The 17396-nt window shown below is 65.0% G+C and carries 19 protein-coding genes and 3 pseudogenes; 15 read left to right on the forward strand and 7 right to left on the reverse strand.

What is annotated here, in order from left to right; translation table 11 throughout:
• Positions 1-6: 6 nt before the first annotated feature.
• From G7009_RS04670 to G7009_RS04680, 3 genes are all read right to left on the reverse strand, one after another.
• Positions 7-711, reverse strand: coding sequence for a PIN domain-containing protein (locus G7009_RS04670; protein WP_181128866.1), 705 nt, complete (start codon positions 709-711; stop codon positions 7-9).
• On the reverse strand, positions 708-1367 hold the full coding sequence (locus G7009_RS04675; RefSeq protein WP_181128867.1) for a hypothetical protein: 660 nt from the start codon (positions 1365-1367) through the stop codon (positions 708-710). Before G7009_RS04675 ends, G7009_RS04670 begins: the two co-directional genes overlap by 4 nt.
• A gap of 79 nt (positions 1368-1446) precedes the next feature.
• Positions 1447-2493 (reverse strand): DUF6710 family protein, encoded by a 1047-nt coding sequence (locus tag G7009_RS04680; RefSeq protein ID WP_181128868.1) that lies wholly within the window; start codon positions 2491-2493, stop codon positions 1447-1449.
• A 183-nt stretch (positions 2494-2676) separates the two neighbouring features.
• Here G7009_RS04680 and G7009_RS04685 point away from each other — a divergent pair, with 183 nt between their 5' ends.
• The 10 genes and pseudogenes from G7009_RS04685 to G7009_RS04730 all read left to right on the forward strand — a co-directional run bounded on the left by G7009_RS04685 (position 2677) and on the right by G7009_RS04730 (position 10681).
• The gene (locus G7009_RS04685; RefSeq protein ID WP_181128869.1) at positions 2677-3045 is read left to right on the forward strand and encodes an integrative conjugative element protein, RAQPRD family; all 369 of its coding nucleotides are present in this window, start codon (positions 2677-2679) and stop codon (positions 3043-3045) included.
• A complete protein-coding gene (locus G7009_RS04690) occupies positions 3042-3275 on the forward strand; it encodes a TIGR03758 family integrating conjugative element protein (protein ID WP_181128870.1) in 234 nt (77 codons plus the stop codon). Before G7009_RS04685 ends, G7009_RS04690 begins: the two co-directional genes overlap by 4 nt.
• A gap of 12 nt (positions 3276-3287) precedes the next feature.
• Positions 3288-3650 (forward strand): TIGR03745 family integrating conjugative element membrane protein, encoded by a 363-nt coding sequence (locus G7009_RS04695; protein WP_003244858.1) that lies wholly within the window; start codon positions 3288-3290, stop codon positions 3648-3650.
• A gap of 16 nt (positions 3651-3666) precedes the next feature.
• Positions 3667-4062 carry a TIGR03750 family conjugal transfer protein gene (locus G7009_RS04700; protein ID WP_181128871.1) on the forward strand — a complete coding sequence of 132 codons (396 nt, stop codon included), beginning with the start codon at positions 3667-3669 and terminating at the stop codon, positions 4060-4062.
• Complete coding sequence (locus G7009_RS04705) at positions 4059-4739, forward strand: PFL_4703 family integrating conjugative element protein (RefSeq protein WP_181128872.1); 681 nt, start codon at positions 4059-4061, stop codon at positions 4737-4739. The genes G7009_RS04700 and G7009_RS04705 overlap by 4 nt, the downstream gene beginning before the upstream one ends.
• Positions 4736-5596, forward strand: a complete 861-nt coding sequence (locus G7009_RS04710; RefSeq protein WP_181128873.1) for a TIGR03749 family integrating conjugative element protein — start codon at positions 4736-4738, stop codon at positions 5594-5596. Before G7009_RS04705 ends, G7009_RS04710 begins: the two co-directional genes overlap by 4 nt.
• A pseudogene (locus tag G7009_RS04715) lies at positions 5586-7003 on the forward strand (TIGR03752 family integrating conjugative element protein). The gene G7009_RS04710 and the pseudogene G7009_RS04715 overlap by 11 nt, the downstream one beginning before the upstream one ends.
• The gene (locus G7009_RS04720) at positions 6984-7415 is read left to right on the forward strand and encodes a TIGR03751 family conjugal transfer lipoprotein (RefSeq protein ID WP_181128874.1); all 432 of its coding nucleotides are present in this window, start codon (positions 6984-6986) and stop codon (positions 7413-7415) included. The pseudogene G7009_RS04715 and the gene G7009_RS04720 overlap by 20 nt, the downstream one beginning before the upstream one ends.
• On the forward strand, positions 7415-10273 hold the full coding sequence (locus G7009_RS04725) for a conjugative transfer ATPase (protein ID WP_181128875.1): 2859 nt from the start codon (positions 7415-7417) through the stop codon (positions 10271-10273). Before G7009_RS04720 ends, G7009_RS04725 begins: the two co-directional genes overlap by 1 nt.
• A gap of 21 nt (positions 10274-10294) precedes the next feature.
• Positions 10295-10681, forward strand: coding sequence for a hypothetical protein (locus G7009_RS04730; protein ID WP_258197862.1), 387 nt, complete (start codon positions 10295-10297; stop codon positions 10679-10681).
• Between the two features lie 8 nt (positions 10682-10689).
• Here the strand turns inward: G7009_RS04730 and G7009_RS04735 are convergent, their stop codons facing one another.
• Both G7009_RS04735 and G7009_RS04740 read right to left on the reverse strand, forming a co-directional pair.
• A complete protein-coding gene (locus G7009_RS04735) occupies positions 10690-11706 on the reverse strand; it encodes a nucleotidyl transferase AbiEii/AbiGii toxin family protein (protein WP_181128876.1) in 1017 nt (338 codons plus the stop codon).
• Positions 11699-12310: a DUF6088 family protein gene (locus tag G7009_RS04740; RefSeq protein WP_181128877.1), complete on the reverse strand. Its 612-nt coding sequence runs from the start codon at positions 12308-12310 to the stop codon at positions 11699-11701. Before G7009_RS04740 ends, G7009_RS04735 begins: the two co-directional genes overlap by 8 nt.
• Before the next feature lie 240 nt (positions 12311-12550).
• Here G7009_RS04740 and G7009_RS04745 point away from each other — a divergent pair, with 240 nt between their 5' ends.
• A complete protein-coding gene (locus G7009_RS04745; RefSeq protein ID WP_181128878.1) occupies positions 12551-12844 on the forward strand; it encodes a hypothetical protein in 294 nt (97 codons plus the stop codon).
• A 34-nt stretch (positions 12845-12878) separates the two neighbouring features.
• Here G7009_RS04745 and G7009_RS04750 read toward each other — a convergent pair whose 3' ends face one another.
• Complete coding sequence (locus G7009_RS04750; RefSeq protein WP_181128879.1) at positions 12879-13403, reverse strand: RES family NAD+ phosphorylase; 525 nt, start codon at positions 13401-13403, stop codon at positions 12879-12881.
• Entirely contained in the window at positions 13400-13771 is a 372-nt protein-coding gene (locus tag G7009_RS04755) for an MbcA/ParS/Xre antitoxin family protein (RefSeq protein WP_027897568.1), read from the reverse strand. Before G7009_RS04755 ends, G7009_RS04750 begins: the two co-directional genes overlap by 4 nt.
• A gap of 364 nt (positions 13772-14135) precedes the next feature.
• Here G7009_RS04755 and G7009_RS04760 point away from each other — a divergent pair, with 364 nt between their 5' ends.
• The 4 genes and pseudogenes from G7009_RS04760 to G7009_RS04775 form a co-directional block, all read left to right on the forward strand.
• On the forward strand, positions 14136-14585 hold the full coding sequence (locus G7009_RS04760) for a JAB domain-containing protein (RefSeq protein ID WP_181128880.1): 450 nt from the start codon (positions 14136-14138) through the stop codon (positions 14583-14585).
• 167 nt (positions 14586-14752) lie between these two features.
• Entirely contained in the window at positions 14753-15190 is a 438-nt protein-coding gene (locus G7009_RS04765; protein ID WP_181128881.1) for a TIGR03757 family integrating conjugative element protein, read from the forward strand.
• A pseudogene (locus G7009_RS04770) lies at positions 15187-16123 on the forward strand (TIGR03756 family integrating conjugative element protein). The gene G7009_RS04765 and the pseudogene G7009_RS04770 overlap by 4 nt, the downstream one beginning before the upstream one ends.
• Positions 16124-16131: 8 nt before the next feature.
• Positions 16132-17387: pseudogene (locus tag G7009_RS04775) on the forward strand (integrating conjugative element protein); the annotation flags it as partial.
• Positions 17388-17396: the final 9 nt, after the last annotated feature.

Consider the following 17396-nt stretch of genomic DNA (forward strand, 5'->3'; position numbering starts at 1 on the left):
CCCAAGCTACAGCCCCAGGAGGTGCTTAGCAGCCCCGAAATTGGGAGCATATTCCATCTGTACCACGGCCAAGTCAGCAGCAATATCGGCTGATAGGTGCCGCGTAGCTGGTTCGAAGTACTCTTTCGTATTCGACGACGCAAATACAATCGGTTTTCGGAGGCCAGCAGAACGAAGCTGATGAGCTGTCTCCAGATAAGCTTCGACGATCACGCAGTCCTTCATTGATTCCTTCCCTCGTCGCGCAGGTGTGCGTGGTTCGTTGACACGCCTAAAAGCTCGACTGGAAACGCCATCGTTGTGTGGTACCAAGCGCGCGACGCTCTGCCAGCGATCCAGCACAGCACGAGCTCTATCCACATGCCCATTGAGGTATTGAGCATTCAAGATACCTTGAGCCCCATAGGCATCCGCCACACAGTGAATACGGCTCGCTTGCGTCTGGAATCTCTCCAATCCACGCTGTGCCTCCTGCTCGACGCCCTCAATATGGGTCAAGAGTTCTATGGTCACCTGCTCCGCTACAAGAACGGTTAGTTCAGCACCAAGCTCTGCCGTGGCCAACAAAGTGAGCCCGGCACTTACATCGCTCAAAGCAACGGAATCACGCGTGATGTCGCGAATCACATCCAATAAGGTACATGTATCGACGCATAAAACAGGCACATCGAGTGCCGCTAGTCTGGCGATATCTTGAGAACTGAAACTCATGAACGTGAGTTATCGTATTGTTCAAGCAATCCGAGCGCGAACTCATAGTCGATTGCCAAGTCCTGTGCCTGCTCCGACGACCAGCCATCAACCTCGACAAACCATCGAGCCACTTGCTCTGAATCCGGTCGCTTTGAGGCATGGTGTGCAGATATCAAAAAGCTAAACCACCGTTGCTGATCCATCGGATGCGAGGCACCTGTAGATTTATTCGCGTGCCTCGAAAAACGCCTTAGCGCTTCTGCTGAATCAGTCTCCAGCCAGTCTTCCAGTGTTTGATTGGACGATGTTAGATCAACCTTGAATCCTCCTGCCTGTGCTGCTGGCTCTGCGATCCGAGAGAAAAAGTCGCGCAGGATTAGGTTGTATTTCGTTATTCCAAGCTCACCTACATTCCGGGGAACAATGTTCGCCACTCTATAACCATCATTTTCTTGCCAGAGCAACAAACCAGACTCATCAATATCCCCGAATGAAGCGCGCACCAAGACAATCACATCTTCGTCACCAGGCGCATTTCTTCCGATGTCTTCCTCTCGCTCAGCGTCGTGATGCCACGGTTCCTGCACTTGAGACAAGACGCAATCACGGATGAGCGTTGCAGACGCCCCCCTCAAGTGGAGTTCCTGAAAAACCTCAATGCCTTTATCCGTCATACTGAAAGCCTATGTTGATTATGTATATGGTGAGTTTCCATTTGTACACGCACATCGCCATCTAACTATATGGAATACCTCAATCGCCCCCCAGAATCGATAGCTGCGCGACACGCTCCAGATCATGGACAAGGGGTCTGCGTCCATAGTGCTCAAGCGCCACCCGCCTGTCTGCGCCAGCCCGTGTACGGTGTGTAAACGCCGCCCCATCAACAATTACCGAGCGCGCCTCGGCACTGCCTGGCTCGATCTCAGCTTGCAAAAGCGCTCGCGTGGCACCGCTACCGGAAAGCGAATAACCCGTGTCTTGACCATCGACGAGTACCCGGTAGCAGATCGGAAAACTCTCGCTGCCTTCATCACTGTTGCTCTCATTGGCGGTGGTCCTCTGCGCGTCGTAGCGCACCCTATTTTCCACCATCAAGCGCCCGATCTCGAACAGGATGCCAAGTTCTTCGTCGATAGGTTCCCACAGTCGTAGATAGCCGTCATGCGTCCTGATCATGCTTACGCCGTCATAGCGCACATGAGCGTACAGCGGTGCAAGGTCGATCACCGTTTCGGCCACCACCGTACCCTCGGCATTGGTGATACCAGCCGCCAGCGAGTGGTTACCGCCATGCACTAGGGTCAACCCGAATGGCAGTAGCAATTCAACCTTGTGGTTGAAATCCGCGCGCCATTCGCCCATGCGGCGCGAATGCCCGATGTTGGCAATGGCATTCGTCAAGCTGGATTCTGACCAGGGTACGGCCAGGATCGGATCACGTCCCAGGCGAAGGCGGTATCGCGCCTCGGTCAAACGCACGCCCACTTGGTCAACCGTCAGCCCTTCCACTGTTATCTGCGCGGACAGAGAACCGAAGAGGTCGGACAGATCGTAAGCGCTACGCGCGCCATGCGCAGACTGGAATACCAGCGATGTAGTAGCTCTGGCCTGCAACGGCGCGGCGATCAGCCTGACTAGGCTGGAGAGTCCGAGCGGATCAGCCGCCGCAACCGATCTAGCCCGCCTCATCACGTTCTCAAAACGCTCCCGGCGTATCGCTTCATGCTCCGCCAGGCGCCAGCGGAACTCCCGCCCCAGCCAGCTTGCTCGCCTCCTCCCATTTGTATTCGCAGTCATTTCTCGCTCCCTCTCGCTCTTATATACCCATCGCAGGCTGCGCAACTCACAGTGCCATTTACTAAGCATCGAAGGCCATCGCCAACGCCCCAATAGGGATAGCCTCAGGTTCCCATTGTTTAAGGCAGCACCACAGCCATACCGAGAGCATCTCGGCATTCCTCGCACATCGTGGACTGGCTCATGTCGAAGCGACTGCTCTCTCACGCCAACAGGCATCACACCATCAGTCTGATCCCAGCGCTGCTCGGTTTGTGCTTGGCCGTTCACGCCGCCGCCGACGATGCCACGCCCGAACACGCCCGCCTCGCCGCCGCGCTGCGCCAACTCGACAGCATCGAACGCCTCGTCGCGCAACAGGCCGCGCAGCCGCCAGATGCACGTGCCCGCTACCACTTCGACTACAGCCGTCTCGCCGCCGACCTGGAGCGCGTGCGCGGCGGTATTCGCGATTACCTGACGCCCTCGCGTGCCCAGCCGCGCGACCCCGCCGAGCTGCTCAGCGGATATCGCCAGCCTGCCGCCGCGCGCGACGCGCAGGAGGCGCCATGAACGCCGCCCAGATCACCGCATTCCAGGCCAACAGCGGCCTCATCCCGGCCGAGATGGCAACCGTGCTGCTCGGTGCGGTGTTCGCCGCGCTGCTCCTGTGGGGCGTCTGGGCGATCCGCAGCGCCTACGTGGGCTGGGCCGAAGAACAGCTTTCCCATCGTCAGTTCCTGGTCGTCGTGGTGCGCTTCGTCGTGCTGTACCTAGTGCTGACCTTTTTCCTGCTCTCGTAAGAGGTCGTCCTGATGAAGCCGCTTGCCCGTTCCCGTCTCCCCCGTCCATTCGCTGGCCTGGCAGCGCTGCCGCTGTTCGGCGTGCTGTCGCCATCGGCCCAGGCCGCTTTGCCCACCCTGGAGAACCCATCGCGCGGCGTCGGCACGGGCATCCTGCAAACGCTGCAGAACTACGGCTACGACATCGTGATGCTGATCGCCCTGCTGGTGGTCGCCTCGATGTTCGTCGGCGTCTGCTACCACGCCTACACCCGCTACGCGGAGATCCATATTGGTCGCTCGACCTGGGGCCAGTTCGGCCTGACCGTGGCGGTCGGTGCGATGCTGCTGGTGGTGGGCATCTGGCTGCTGACCGAAGCCATCGGCGTGCTCTAAAGCGAGGCCTGCCGAAATGACCGAAGACATCCGCACGGACGGGACGGTGCTGTTTCTGCCCCACCGTCTCAACCGTCACCCGGTGGTGGTGCGCGGACTGACGGCAAATGAGCTGTGGGTCTGTGCCGGCCTGTCGGGTCTGCTTGGCCTGGCGAGCGGCGTGGCGCTGGCCATGCTGCTGGCGACGATTGCCATCGTCCCCACGGCCATCCTGCTGGCAGTCAGCGCAGGCATCTTCATCGGCGGCGGTGCACTGCGCCGGCTCAAGCGCGGCCGCCCCGAGACCTGGCTGTACCGGCGGTTGCAGTGGTGGATCGCGCTGCGTCTACCGGCGCTCGCCACCCTCACCGACGGCCAGCGGCTGGTGACCCGTTCCGGTTACTGGAGCACGCGCAGGGGCAATGCACCGTGAGCCGGTTCAAGAACGAAGTGCAGCGGCTCGACGCCCACATCAGGACCCTGCGCATCGGCGCCAGTCTGCTGGTGATGCTGACACTGGTCATGGGCATCGGCTGGTGGAGCGCGCCGCGTAACCTGACCATCCATGTACCGCCAGACTTGCGCTCGGGTAGCACGCGCCCCTGGTGGGACGTGCCACCGGAGAGCGTGTACGCCTTCACCTTCTACGTCTGGCAGCAGCTGCAGCGCTGGCCCACCAACGGCGACGACGACTACCCGCGCAACCTGCACGTGCTGTCGCCCTACCTCACGCCCGCCTGCCAGGCGCTCCTGCAGCAGGACTACGAGTACCGTCGCAACAGCGGCGAGCTGCGCCGGCGCGTGCGCGGCATCTACGAGATTCCCGGGCGCGGGTACGGCGACAACCCCACCCTGCGCGTGCGCAGCGTCTCCACCCGTGAATGGGTGGTGAACCTGGATGTTACGGCCGACGAGTACTACGCCTCAGAGCAGGTCAAACGCGCCCTGGTGCGCTACCCGCTGAAGGTCCTGCGCAGCGACGTCGACCCGCAGCGCAACCCGTTCGGGCTGGTTATCGACTGCTACGACGGCGCGCCGCAGCGCATTGCCAGCCCTGTCGATCCGGCGGCCACGCCCGCCCCTGCCCCCGCCACAGAGAGCATGCCATGAACCGCTTCTTGCCCTTGGCCCTCGCGGCGTTCGCGCTGGCATCTTTCAGCGCCGCCCAGGCCACCGAACTCCTGCGCTGGGAACGCTTGCCCCTGGCGCTACCACTGCTGGTCGATCAGGAGCGCGTCGTCTTCGTCGAGCGCAATGTCCGTGTCGGCGTCCCCGCCTCGCTTGGCAATCGCCTGCGCGTGCAGAGCGACGCCGGTGCGATCTACCTGCTGGCCAGCGAGCCGATCGAACCAACCCGGCTGCAACTGCAGGACGCCGACACCGGCACGGTGATGCTGCTCGACATCGCTGCCGAGCCGGCCCAGGACGGCCAACCGCCTCTGGAGCCGGTGCGCATCATTGAGGCTACATCAACCGCGGCTGCATCCGCGGCCGATGACGATAGTGCCGCCTCGGCTCCCGTGCGGGCCACACCGCAGCCGGTGATCCTTACCCGCTTCGCCGCGCAGAACCTCTACGCCCCACTACGCACCGTCGAACCGGTGCCGGGCGTTGTGCGCGTCACCCTGCACCCCGACCTGCCGCTCGACACCCTGCTGCCCACCCTGCCGGTGCAGGCGCACGCGCTGGCGGCCTGGCGCCTGGACAACCTGTGGGTCAGCGCTGTGCGCCTGCGCAACCACAGCGCGCACGGGGTCGGGTTGGACCCGCGTGCGCTACAGGGGTACTTCCTCGCCGCGACCTTTCAGCACCCGACGCTGGGCCCGCGCGGCACGCCGGAGGACACCACTGTGGTCTACCTCGTCACCCGTGGACACGGTCTGGCGCAAGCCCTGTTGCCGGCCATTGCCCCCATCGACGCGGCCCTCAACCTGCCCGCACCCACAGGAGGCCACGATGCACAGTAATGGCCTGCTCAAGTGGTTGATGATCCCCCTGCTGCTGTTGCTGGTGTTCGGCGCCGTCAAGCTGTTCTCCACTGGTAGCGACGCGCCCGGTACGGCGGACGAGGCCAGCCGCCTGACGCCCGAGGAAGCCAAGGCGCTCGGCATCGAGGGCGACACCCCGCGCGACACCGTGGCGACGCTGGTCGCCCAGGTTCGCCAACTGCGTACCGAGCTGCAGACCGCGCTGAGCGACAACAAGGTGCAGCGCGACGAGAACCAGCGCCTGCGCCAACGCGAAGGGGCCATCGACCAGCGTATCCAGAGCGCGCTCGACAGCGAGCGCAGCCAGCTGCATCAGGTTCGCCAACAGCTCAGCCACGAACGCCAGCAGACCCAGGGCTTGCTGCAGCAACTGCAGCAGCGGCTCGATGCCATCGGCCAGGAGGGCCACGCCGACCTACCGGTCGGCCTGGGGCTCGAGCCGAGCGACGGCCTGCCCGGCGATGCCCTGCGCTGGATCGAACCGGAGGATCGGCGCGACGATGGTCAGTCGCGCAGCAGCGGCACGACCGGCAGCTTCAGTTTTCCGACCAGCTTCGGGCCAGCGCAGAAGACGCTGGAAAGCACCGCCAGCGCTGCCGTCGACGCCGGCCGCCGCGCCGCTGAGGTGCCGGAGACCACCGCGGTCTACACCGTGCCGACCAACTCGACCCTGATGGGTTCGATCGCCATGACGGCGCTGATCGGCCGCGTGCCCATCGACGGCACGGTCAACGACCCCTACCCCTTCAAAGTCCTGATCGGGCGGGACAACCTGACCGCCAACGGTATCGACATTCCGGACGTGGCCGGCGCCGTGGTCAGCGGAACGGCCTCTGGGGACTGGACCCTCTCCTGCGTGCGTGGGCAGATCCGCTCGGTCACCTTCGTCTTCGAGGACGGCACCATCCGCACTCTACCCAACGACGACGCGCGCGGCGGCAACCGCCAGACCAGCAGCACTGACACCCAGGACGGACTGGGCTGGATCAGCGACCCGTATGGCATCCCCTGCGTCTCCGGCGAGCGGCGCAGCAACGCCCAGCAGTACCTGGGCTCGCAGGCCCTGATCACTGCAGCCGGTGCCGGCGTCGCCTCGCTGATCGACGAAGGCAGCGGCCAGGTCTCCTACATGAGCCGCGACGGCTCGGTCGGCACCGTGGGCATCGGTGCCAACGAAGCATGGGCCGCATCCTCGCCGGCGGCGTGCAGGACATGTCGGCCTGGGTCAACCAGCTCTATGGCCAGGCGTTCGCTGCGGTCTACGTCAAGCCCGGCGCCCAGGTCGCCGTACACCTCGAACAACCCCTGACCCTCGACTATGACCCCACCGGCCGCCGCGTCGATCATCGCCTTGGAGGGCTGCCCCATGCACAAGACCTGGACTGACGGCCTGGCCCTGCTGGCCATGGCGCTGCTGCTCGGTGGCTGCGCCACCAGCAAGGAAGCCCTGCTGCCACACGACAACCGCAGCATGCTCGACATCTGGAACGTCGAGACCGGCGGTGGCAGCGCCCGGCAGTTGCTCGATGCGCGCCAGGCCCTGCGCCGGTCGCTGAGCGAGGCCGATGTGCAGGCCGATGTGCAGGCCGCGCCGGCCGTGCAGGCCCGCTATACCCGCACGGCAGCCAACGAGATCTACCGGCAGTTCCATCGTCTGCCCAATCCCGATCTGCTGATGTACGTGTTCCCCCACCTGGCCGGCAGCGACCCGGTGCCGGTGCCCGGCTACACCACGCTGTTTCCCCTGTACCAGCGGGTGCAGTACGCCCTGCCCGGGGAACGGCTGGAGGACTACTGATGGCCTGGCCGTGGTTTATGCGCCGCGCCCAGACCGAGGACCCGGCGCCTCCTGCAGACGCTTGGGCGCGCCACGTCGCCGAGCTGCACGCCCACGGCCTCGCCGAGCCCGGCACTGCACAGAGCACCCGGCGGCCAGCCACCCAGGCCGATGAGCAGGCGCTCTACAGCGTGGCGCCCTCCTTCGCCGATCAGCTGCCGTGGGCCGAGTACCTGCCCGAGTCGCAGTGCATGCTGCTGGATGACAGCATCTCGGTCGCCGCCTTCTACGAACTGCTGCCGGTCGGCACAGAGGGGCGCGAACCCGCCTGGCTGCTGCAGGTGCGCGACACCCTGGAAAACGTGATGCAGGATGCCTTCGACGAGCTGGAGGACAACCCCTGGGTCGTGCAGTTCTACGCCCAGGACGACCCCAACTGGGACCGCTACCTCGACGAGCTGCGCGCCTACATCCAGCCCCGCGCCCAGGGCAGTGCCTTCACCGCGTTCTACCTGCGCTTCTTCGCCCATCACCTGCAGGCCATCGCCAAACCGGGCGGGCTGTTCGAGGACCACACCGTCACCCGCCTGCCCTGGCGCGGGCAAAACCGGCGCACGCGGCTGGTCGTCTACCGCCGAGTCGGCCCGGCACCGCAGCGCCGCGGGCAATCGCCCGAGCAGGCACTGAACCGGGTGTGCGAGCGCCTCATCGGCGGCCTGGCCCACGCCGGCGTGCGCGCCCGGCGGCTGGGCGCGGCGGACATCCACGCCTGGCTGTTGCGCTGGTTCAACCCCCATCCGCCCCAGCTCGGCGACACTGCCGCAGACCGCGAACGCTTCTATGCCCTGACCCGCTACCCGGACGAACAAGAGCCCGGCGAGGTCGAGCTGGCCAGCGGCACGGATTTCAGCCAGCGCCTGTTCTTCAGCCAGCCGCGCTCGGCGGTCGAGCCAGGCCTGTGGTACTTCGACGGCCTGCCGCACCGCGCCATCGCCGTCGACCGCCTGCGCAGCCCGCCCAGCACCGGCCATGTCACCGGCGAAACCCGTAAGGGCGAGGCGATCAACGCACTGTTCGACCAACTGCCGGAAGACACCATTCAGTGCCTGACGCTGGTCATCACCCCGCAGGACGTGCTCGAAGCGCACCTCAACCAGCTGGGCCGCAAGGCCGTGGGCGATACCCTCGCCTCGGAGCAGGCCCGCGCCGATGTGCAGCAGGCCCGCAGCCTGATCGGCAGCGCCCACAAGCTGTACCGGAGTGCCCTGACCTTTTACCTGCGTGGCCGCGACCAGGCGGAGCTGGACGCCCGCGGCCTGCAACTGGGCAACGTGCTGCTCGGCGCCGGCCTGCAGCCGGTGCGCGAAGAGGATGAAGTGGCGCCGCTCAACACCTACCTGCGCGGCTTGCCCTGCGTCTACGACCCGGCAAAGGACCGCCAACAGTGGTACACCCAGCTGATGTTTGCCCAGCATGCGGCCAACCTGGCGCCGCTGTGGGGGCGCAGCCAGGGCACCGGCCACCCCGGCATTACCCTATTCAACCGCGGCGGCGGGCCGATCACCTTCGATCCCCTCAATCGCCTCGACCGGCAGATGAATGCCCACCTGTTCCTCGCCGGCCCGACCGGCTCCGGCAAGTCGGCCACGCTGAACAACCTGCTCAACCAGGTCACCGCCATCTACCGGCCGCGGCTGTTCATCGTCGAGGCGGGCAACTCCTTTGGCCTGTATGGCGACTTTGCCGCGCGCCTGGGCCTGCGCGTGCATCGGGTCAAGCTCGCGCCGGGTGCCGGGGTCAGCCTGGCGCCGTTCGCCGACGCCCAGCGCCTGGTGGAGACGCCCAGCCAGGTGCAGACGCTCGATGCCGATGCTCTGGACGACGAGCATGCGGCGGTCGAAGGGGACGAGCAGCGCGACGTGCTCGGTGAACTGGAGATCACCGCGCGGCTAATGATCACCGGTGGCGAGGACAAGGAAGAGGCGCGCATGACCCGTGCGGACCGCAGCCTGATCCGCCAGTGCATCCTCGACGCTGCGCGGTTGTGCGTGGACACGCAGCGCACGGTGCTGACCCGCGACGTGCGCGACGCGCTGCGCGAACGCAGCCGCGACACCGGCCTGCCCGAGCTGCGCCGGGCCCAGCTGCTGGAGATGGCCGATGCGATGGACATGTTCACCCAGGGCAGCGACGGCGAGATGTTCGACCGCCCCGGCACGCCCTGGCCGGAGGCCGACATCACCATCGTCGACCTCGCCACCTATGCCCGCGAGGGCTACAACGCGCAGCTCTCCATCGCCTACATCTCGCTGATCAATACGGTCAACAACCTCGCCGAGCGCGACCAGTTCCTCGGCCGGCCCATCATCAACGTCACCGACGAGGGCCACATCATCACCAAGAACCCGCTGCTCGCGCCCTACATCGTCAAGATCACCAAGATGTGGCGCAAGCTGGGCGCCTGGTTCTGGCTGGCGACGCAGAACCTCGACGACCTGCCCAAGGCCGCCGAACCGATGCTCAACATGATGGAGTGGTGGCTGTGCCTGGGCATGCCGCCGGACGAGGTGGAGAAGATCGCCAGGTTCCGCGAGCTCACCCCGGCGCAGAAGGCCCTGATGCTCTCGGCCCGCAAGGAGGCCGGCAAGTTCTCGGAAGGGGTGATTTTGTCGCGCAGCATGGAGCTGCTGTTTCGCGCCGTGCCGCCCAGCCTTTATCTCGCGCTCGCGCAAACCGAACCGGAAGAAAAAGCCGAGCGTTACAAGCTCATGCAGCAGCACGGCATCAGCGAACTCGACGCCGCGCTCAAGATCGCCGAGCACATCGACCGGGCACGTGGCATCACCTCACTGCCGCTGGACTGGAGCCGTCCGCGGTAGCCCCATGGAGGAATCGGCAGCATGAACAACCAGCCCATCTCTGGCAGAATCGGCCACTTCTGTGGAAGCCACCCCGTCGATATGCCGCTGCCCTACGACATCCTGCGTCTGTTCACCTCGCCGCAAGGCTATCTCGTCGAGATTCAACACCTGGCCGGCCGGGCCGCTGCGGCAGCCACCGCACGGGAATGGCTGTGGGTCACGGATCATTCGGTCACCAGCCTACGCGCCCTGCCCGCGGACAGCGACACGCCGCAAGTGTGGCATTTCCGCGAGGCGCAGCTGCAGCTCGACGGCATGCACACGCAGTTGCTGTGGCACAACGGCGACTGCCAGGCGCTCATGGCCTGCTCGATGCCGGCGCTGCCCGCCGCGCAGCACCAGCTCATTCACAATCATCTGAGTTGAGGTGCGCCTCAACGCCCCTGGTTGATCTGCTGCTCCAGCGCAGCCAGGCGCTCGATGATGCGCTCGAAGGGCAGCGTCTCGCCGTAGAACATCTGCGCGGCCAGCATCGCCTGATAGTCCTCGCGCAACGCGCCGAGCAGCGCCGCTTCCGGCACCAGCCGCAGCCCACCCGCCGCGCACCGGTCGTAGTGACTGTGGCCACTGCGGTAGAAGGTCTCCTTGATGTTCAGCACATCGCGCAGCAGCGCGATGTCGGACACGGCCCGACGACCAACATCATGATCCGCCAGACGCGCCAGGTCGTACCAGTGCCGCGACAAACGCTCGGCACCTGCGCGCATCTGCGGACGGTGGCACTCGACATGGATCAGCGTCGCCTTTTCCCAGAAGGTCCGCATGGGCGACAGCACGACCACCTCCGCACTTGGAAACGCCAGCTCCGGCACATAGGTGGCCACGTCCGGCACGATGGTCAGCCGGTCCTGCGGCAGGGTCGCATTGCGGCCGCCAAACTCGATCAGCACGCTGGGGCGCAGGTAGGCGTCCGTGTTGTCCACCGCGCTCGGATAGTAGAGCCAGAGCTTTTCCGCATCCTCGCTGACCTCAATGCTGATCTCCCTGCCCGGTAGCGCCTGCGCCAGGGCCTCGCGCAGCGTCGGTACCAGCTCCCCGGTCACATGTAGTGCCAACGCGGCCTTGAGCAGGTCGGACAAGCGCCGGCGCTGGTTGCTGCCGAGGCTCGCCAGCTCCGGGACGTCATCGACCAGGCTGCGGTAATCGACGGTGACATCGATGTCCTCTGAGAAACGCTCGACGGCCTGATAGACCTTGGACAACGACGTGCCACCCTTGAACGCCATCGGCTTGCGGCACGGCAGGCTGAACAAAAGTCCCAACACCTGGCACAACCAGATGTCCTTCTCCAGGATTTCAGCCCGGCGCCCCAGCACCGGGGCCAGCCCGAGCAACAGCTCGGCCTGCTCCGCCAGGGATAGATCGAAATAGCGCTCGGTGCCCTCAGCCATGCGCGACCTCGCCACGCTCATAGCGACTCAGCGCCGCCACCATCCAGGCCGGCATCACCGCCTTCGCCTGGCGCAGCGCCTCGAACTCGCTGCTCGGCAGCCGCTCGGCGATACGCTGGAAGGTCGCGGAGGTCACCTGATGCCGTCCCAGGTACCACAGCGCGGACAGTGCCTGTCCGGCAGCGCGCCCCGCCAACACCAGTTTGCGCGGAGCCACATGCTGCAGGCGCACGACCATCTTGCCCAAGCGCACCGTGCGCGACGAACCCGTGGTGTAGAACACCGGCTGCGCCGGCACCTGCGTCGACAGCCCGAACCGCCGCGCGGCCTCGGCGCCATGCACCTCGATGGTTGCGCCCTCACGCGCGGCCAGCGCTTGCGCCACCTGCTCCGGCGCCGGCATGGCCTTGATGCCGAACCGTCCCACCTTGGGCACGCTATACAGGCCATGGCCAATACGCTCGATATGACCAGCCTTGGTCAGACGCATCAGGGTCTGGTCGATCGCCGCGCGCGAACCCACCCCGGCGAACAGGGCTGGGGTGAAGGGCTCACCGACTGGCTGCGCCGCGATGCGTTCGCGTATGACTTGGGCTGTACTCATGTCGACCTCCATTTGTTAGATATTTTGTTTAAAAATCTAACAACATGCAAGGCGACCGCTATCTGTCAGGGGGTGACCGCCGGATGGCGATAGACGACTCACAGCCCCGCTGGAGCCATTGCCTGGCGAGCGCAGGGTGCAGTGGAATTCGGACATCTGATGGAGACCGCATTATTTGATACGAATCGCCCTTACCGATGCCGAGAGCAAAGCGGACACGCCGGTTTCCGATTCGTCACTATGCCGCTGCCCTACGACATCCTGCGTCTGTTCACCTCGACGCAGGGCTATCTCGTCGAGATCCGCCACCTGATCGGCCGGGCCTCTACAGCCGCCGTGTGTGAATGGCTGTGGGTCACGGATCGCTCCGTCACCAGCCAGCGGCCCCTGAATACGGAAAGCGATACGCCGCAGGTGCGCCATTTCCGCGAGGCGCGCTTGCAACTCGACGGCATGCACGCGCAGTTGGTGTGGCCCAACGGTGACTGCCAGGCGCTGATGGCCTGCTCGATGCCGGCGCTGCCCGCCGCATAGCACCAGCTCATTCACAATCATCTGAGTTGAACACTCAGCGTAGCGCGAGCCTCTGCAACGCCCCGTCCGGGTCATAGACGCGCAGTTGCGCCGGTGATCTGGCCGAGCTGCGGTAGATCACCAGGTTGGTTCCGCCTGGGCGTGCCTGGGAGGGAAAGAGGATCCCGTCCAGTCCGGCCGCTACCACGTCGTCGGCCATGTACCAGGTCGGCGGCTCGATAGATTTGCCGAACCATTCCGCCCGCCAGTCAACCGCGAAATCGGCCCACAGCGATGACCATTGCTCGGGATCGAAGCCTGCGCTCAGGTCGGCCACGCGCAGCCCGCTGACGAAGAAGGTGCAGATCGTACCCGGGCGCAACCACGGGTTGTCCTGCTTGTACTCCGCCAGTGCCGTCGACTCATCCAGCGACAGGTACAGCGCCTCCTGCTCGGGGCGGTTGAAACGACCACCCTGGCGCGCCGCGCCCATCCCGGACAGCGGCGAGCTGGCGTAGGCCGGCACGATGACCCGATACAAGGCTGCGTCCCCGCCCTCGCCGAGGGTTCTCAAAATCATCCGGCGGCACCACCGGCGAGAGATTCCAGATAAGCGATCACCGCATCGGCCCGTCCTTCCTGAATCAGGTCATCGGCGGTCTTGTAGCCAAAGGCCCTTAGCGGCTCATTGCGTACCAGGAAGGCCGCGCGCTCGAGGTCTCCGGTCATCTCGGTAGCCACAGCCAGCACCTTCACCATGTCTTGCAAGTACTTCTGCAACTGCGGGGCCTGGGGCCGGGCGGTCGGGGTATTGCGATGCACGTGTGCGCGCTCGGCTAGTTCCTGCACCCGAAAGCCGAAGAAGTCACCGACCTTGGCCGGCGACAGATACGGGGTATTGGGCTCACGGAACCGTTCAACGAAAGGTTCTTGCAGGGCGGTATTCATGGCATATCACCTGACGCAGAATTCACGCACTTATTTTGCACTCCAAACGCTCTTTTCGCAAACGACTCTACGACTCAGCTGCTCGCCTACACATGCCTGCCTTGGCCAGCACCTCCCAATGCCGATCGCCCTTAGCGATGCCCAGGCCAAAGCGGACATGCCAATTGCCGAATCTTTGTCGTGCGCCTCGCCGCGCTGCGTTCGACTGATGCGGCAAGTCGGTAGCCAAGGTCTGCAAGGCTACGGCGCCGCACTGCTGCGCTGACCCGTCCCGTTCGCCTCGCATCCCCGCGCGAACAACCACCGCCGACGCGGTGGTCGATGCCACGCCCGTCTCGACACCCCAGCAGAACCGGGCTCTGCCTTGATCGTCGCACACGAGAACCGCCTCATCGCCCAGGCCATTGCCATTCTGGAGCGCCGGCTGTTCGTCGATGGTCCGCCGATGTCAGACCCGCAGGTCACCCGCGACTACCTGCGCCTGAAACTGATGCCGGAACCCAGCGAAGTGTTCGTCGCCTTGTTTCTCAATGCCAAGCATCAGGTCATCGCCTGTGAAACGCAGTTCCGAGACACCATCGATGCCGCGCAAGTCCATCCCCGCGTGGTGGTTCAGCGGGCACTGCTGCATAACGCGTCCGCTCTGATCGCGGCGCATCAACACCCCTCGGGCTGCTCCGAACCCTCATCCAGGGATGAGCGCCTGACCCAGCGCCTCAAAACTGCACTGGAGTGCGTGGACGTGCGCCTGCTGGATCACTTCATCATCGGCAAAGGCCAGCCGTATTCGTTCGCGGAGCATGCCCAGCTGTAATCCTTCGTAGCCGTGCCACACCTCCTCCCTCACCCGCCCAGAGCCGGCCGTCCAGGTGGACGCGCCGGCTCGCGATGAAATCGGCGTGCCGCGATTCCCGTTTGTTTGTCGTCGCACGCCCGACCTGCGCGTCAACTGTCCGCAAGTCCATCTCAGGGTTCTTCGACATGCCAGCCCAACGCCCCAGCCGGCTCCCATTGCGCCCGCCCCTCTGTGCCGCAGCGCTGTGCGCCGCGTTGCTCTCGCCACTGACGCAGGCTGCTGAGATTCTGGTCGTGACCAATAGCCGGCATCCGGTGCAAGCCACCGGCGATGCTCGGCTGATCGAGCTGGATCAACCCGCCCGTATCGAGGCCGAGCTGGGTGCCCATTTGCCGGCCGATCAATTACGTGGCACTGCCCTGGTGCAACAGCGCTTGAACAATGGCGGCATCGAATTGCAACAACGCCTCGGCGCGGCCTATCAGGGGGTAGTGGATGCCTGGAGCCTCGGGGTGACAACAATTCCGGCGGTGATCGTCGATCACCGTTATGTGGTTTATGGCGAGCCGGACGTCACCAAGGCGGTTGCGCTGATCGAAGCGCACCGGAGGACGCAACCATGACGCGTTCTTCCCGCCTGCGCGCCGGCATCGCCACCATCTTGCTGGCCACGGGCGCACCGTCGTTCGCGCTCACCACGGCGACCATTTGCCGTCTCGACGCTCTCGCCGGACTGCCTGGCATACCGCGTGGTCGGCATCTGCTTCTGGCTGCACTGCAGCAGTTTCGGCTGCTCAGTGGAGACCTCGGTCAAGGTGCGCCACTTCGTGCCGGATGCAGTGGTCTCCAGCTATGCCAACACCGGCGCCAATCCCTGGCTGGAGGTGCGGCCGATGAGCCCGTCCAATGCCATGGCGCAGGCCGGGGGCGACGGCACGACCAACCAACACCACGAAAACAACCTGGCCAAGTTCAAGAATGCCGACGTGATCGGCCATCCCGGCGGCTATGTGTTCAACCAGTTCGCTTCCAGTTTCGGCTACAGCTGCGAAGGCGCCGGCACCGCCTTTATGCCCTACCTGCTGAGCACCCTCGACACCCTCGCGTGGCGCTACAACCTCCCGGAGATGCTCTACCCGGAGGCGCTGACGCCCGGCATGCGCGAGATTGGCAGCCGCACCGGCGGCAACCTCTGGGGCAACGTCTACCCGCGCGGCGGTTTTCTGCACCAGAGCGACGACTACCTGGCAGGCGCCGTGGTGGCCCAGCGTGCCGGCGATATCGTCACCCGTCGCGGTCAACTCCACGTCTACCAGCCGCTGCTTGCGAACGCCAAGGACGGCTACTGGCCAGCCGGCGCACTGCTCGAAAGCGACGCGCAGACGGGCAAATGGCAGGAGCTGACGCCGACGCTTTCGCGCACCTGCGCGGTGTTCCCGCACAGCGACGCCCGCGTACAGGCGCCGCAAGGCGATTACGCCTGGACGCTGTGGCGCCCCTACAGCTGCTGCAAGCGCGAAGGCCAGGTGTTTCTGGGCAGCGTCGATTTCGACTGAGGCTGGCCATGACCAATCGTTTCGCGTCCTCGTCCCGTTTCCGCCGCAGCCTCGCCCTGCTGGCGGCGCCGTGGGTGTTGGTCTGCGTCAGCGCCTCCGCCCAGACCAGCGTCAATCAGTACGGTGTGCAACACCAGGGCGCGGTGATCGGTGACGACGTGCTGTATTCGATCGGCGGCGGTCGCGCCGTGTCGATGACGCCCGCATCCGCCATGCGCTCGATTGGCGTCGGCGTCGGCTGGAACAGCAACCTGATGTGCGGCGACATGTCGATTTCCACCACCATCCAGAACCAGTTGAACGGCCTGACCAACGGCTTTCAGACCATCATGTCGTCGGTGATCCAGAACGCCACCGCGGCGGTCGCCTCTTTGCCGGCGCTGATCATCCAGCGCGCCGATCCCGGGCTCTACAACCTGCTCACCAATGGCGTGCTGCAGGCGCGCCTGGACTTCGACCGTTCCAAGCTGACCTGCCGCGCCATGGCCGAGAAGATGGCCGACGTGGCGGGTGGCCAGGTCGGCTGGAGTCAGCTCGCCGACGGTATGGCGCTCACCCAAGCCGTCGCCAGTAGCGACGCCGTATCCGCCATCGAGCAGACCGAAACCAGCCGCGGCAACGACGGCGTGACCTGGGTGGGTGGCCACAACGCCGGCGGCGCCGGGCAGGACCCGATTCGCGTCATCAGTGACGTGACCCGCGCCGGCTACAACCTGGTCAACGGGCGCGCTGTCGGGGACGCCAGTTCGATCGATCCCGGCAGTTGCGGTGGCAACCTGACCTGCCAGGCCTGGAGTTCGCCGGCGGCTGCCGCAGCCTGGGCCGTGCGCGTGCTCGGCGAGCAGGAACAGCGCACCTGCGAGACCTGCAACAAGACCGTGACTACACAGGCGTAGGGCTTACCCCGCTGATCCAGGAAGAATACGAAGCCAAGCTCGCAGCGCTGCAGGCGCTGATCAGCGGCAGCCGCCCCCTGAGCCTCGACAACCTGCAGGCGGCCGGCAGCGCCTCCCTGCCCATCACTCGCGGCGTGATCGAAGCGCTGCGCGATGAGCCCGATCAAGACATCTTGGCGCGGCGCCTGGCCTCGGAAATCGCGCTGTCCAGCGTGCTCGAAAAAGCCCTGCTGCTGCAACGCACGCTGCTGACCGGGCGCAAGGAGCCGAACGTCGCGGCCAATGAACTGGCGCAGAAAGCGGTGTCGCAGGAAAGCGACCTGCTCGACCGCGAGATCCACAACCTGAAAACCGAGCTGGAAACGAGACTCTTATCT

Source organism: Pseudomonas capeferrum (genome assembly GCF_013523055.1).
Taxonomy (GTDB): Bacteria; Pseudomonadota; Gammaproteobacteria; order Pseudomonadales; family Pseudomonadaceae; genus Aquipseudomonas; species Aquipseudomonas capeferrum_A.

Bases quoted from the DNA above. Each gene is read 5' to 3' on its own strand.
- G7009_RS04670 (WP_181128866.1), bottom strand. From the start codon at position 711: ATGAGTTTCAGTTCTCAAGATATCGCCAGACTAGCGGCACTCGATGTG.
- G7009_RS04675 (WP_181128867.1), bottom strand. From the start codon at position 1,367: ATGACGGATAAAGGCATTGAGGTTTTTCAGGAACTCCACTTGAGGGGG.
- G7009_RS04680 (WP_181128868.1), bottom strand. From the start codon at position 2,493: ATGACTGCGAATACAAATGGGAGGAGGCGAGCAAGCTGGCTGGGGCGG.
- G7009_RS04685 (WP_181128869.1), top strand. From the start codon at position 2,677: ATGTCGAAGCGACTGCTCTCTCACGCCAACAGGCATCACACCATCAGT.
- G7009_RS04690 (WP_181128870.1), top strand. From the start codon at position 3,042: ATGAACGCCGCCCAGATCACCGCATTCCAGGCCAACAGCGGCCTCATC.
- G7009_RS04695 (WP_003244858.1), top strand. From the start codon at position 3,288: ATGAAGCCGCTTGCCCGTTCCCGTCTCCCCCGTCCATTCGCTGGCCTG.
- G7009_RS04700 (WP_181128871.1), top strand. From the start codon at position 3,667: ATGACCGAAGACATCCGCACGGACGGGACGGTGCTGTTTCTGCCCCAC.
- G7009_RS04710 (WP_181128873.1), top strand. From the start codon at position 4,736: ATGAACCGCTTCTTGCCCTTGGCCCTCGCGGCGTTCGCGCTGGCATCT.
- G7009_RS04720 (WP_181128874.1), top strand. From the start codon at position 6,984: ATGCACAAGACCTGGACTGACGGCCTGGCCCTGCTGGCCATGGCGCTG.
- G7009_RS04725 (WP_181128875.1), top strand. From the start codon at position 7,415: ATGGCCTGGCCGTGGTTTATGCGCCGCGCCCAGACCGAGGACCCGGCG.
- G7009_RS04730 (WP_258197862.1), top strand. From the start codon at position 10,295: ATGAACAACCAGCCCATCTCTGGCAGAATCGGCCACTTCTGTGGAAGC.
- G7009_RS04735 (WP_181128876.1), bottom strand. From the start codon at position 11,706: ATGGCTGAGGGCACCGAGCGCTATTTCGATCTATCCCTGGCGGAGCAG.
- G7009_RS04740 (WP_181128877.1), bottom strand. From the start codon at position 12,310: ATGAGTACAGCCCAAGTCATACGCGAACGCATCGCGGCGCAGCCAGTC.
- G7009_RS04745 (WP_181128878.1), top strand. From the start codon at position 12,551: ATGCCGCTGCCCTACGACATCCTGCGTCTGTTCACCTCGACGCAGGGC.
- G7009_RS04750 (WP_181128879.1), bottom strand. From the start codon at position 13,403: ATGATTTTGAGAACCCTCGGCGAGGGCGGGGACGCAGCCTTGTATCGG.
- G7009_RS04755 (WP_027897568.1), bottom strand. From the start codon at position 13,771: ATGAATACCGCCCTGCAAGAACCTTTCGTTGAACGGTTCCGTGAGCCC.
- G7009_RS04765 (WP_181128881.1), top strand. From the start codon at position 14,753: ATGCCAGCCCAACGCCCCAGCCGGCTCCCATTGCGCCCGCCCCTCTGT.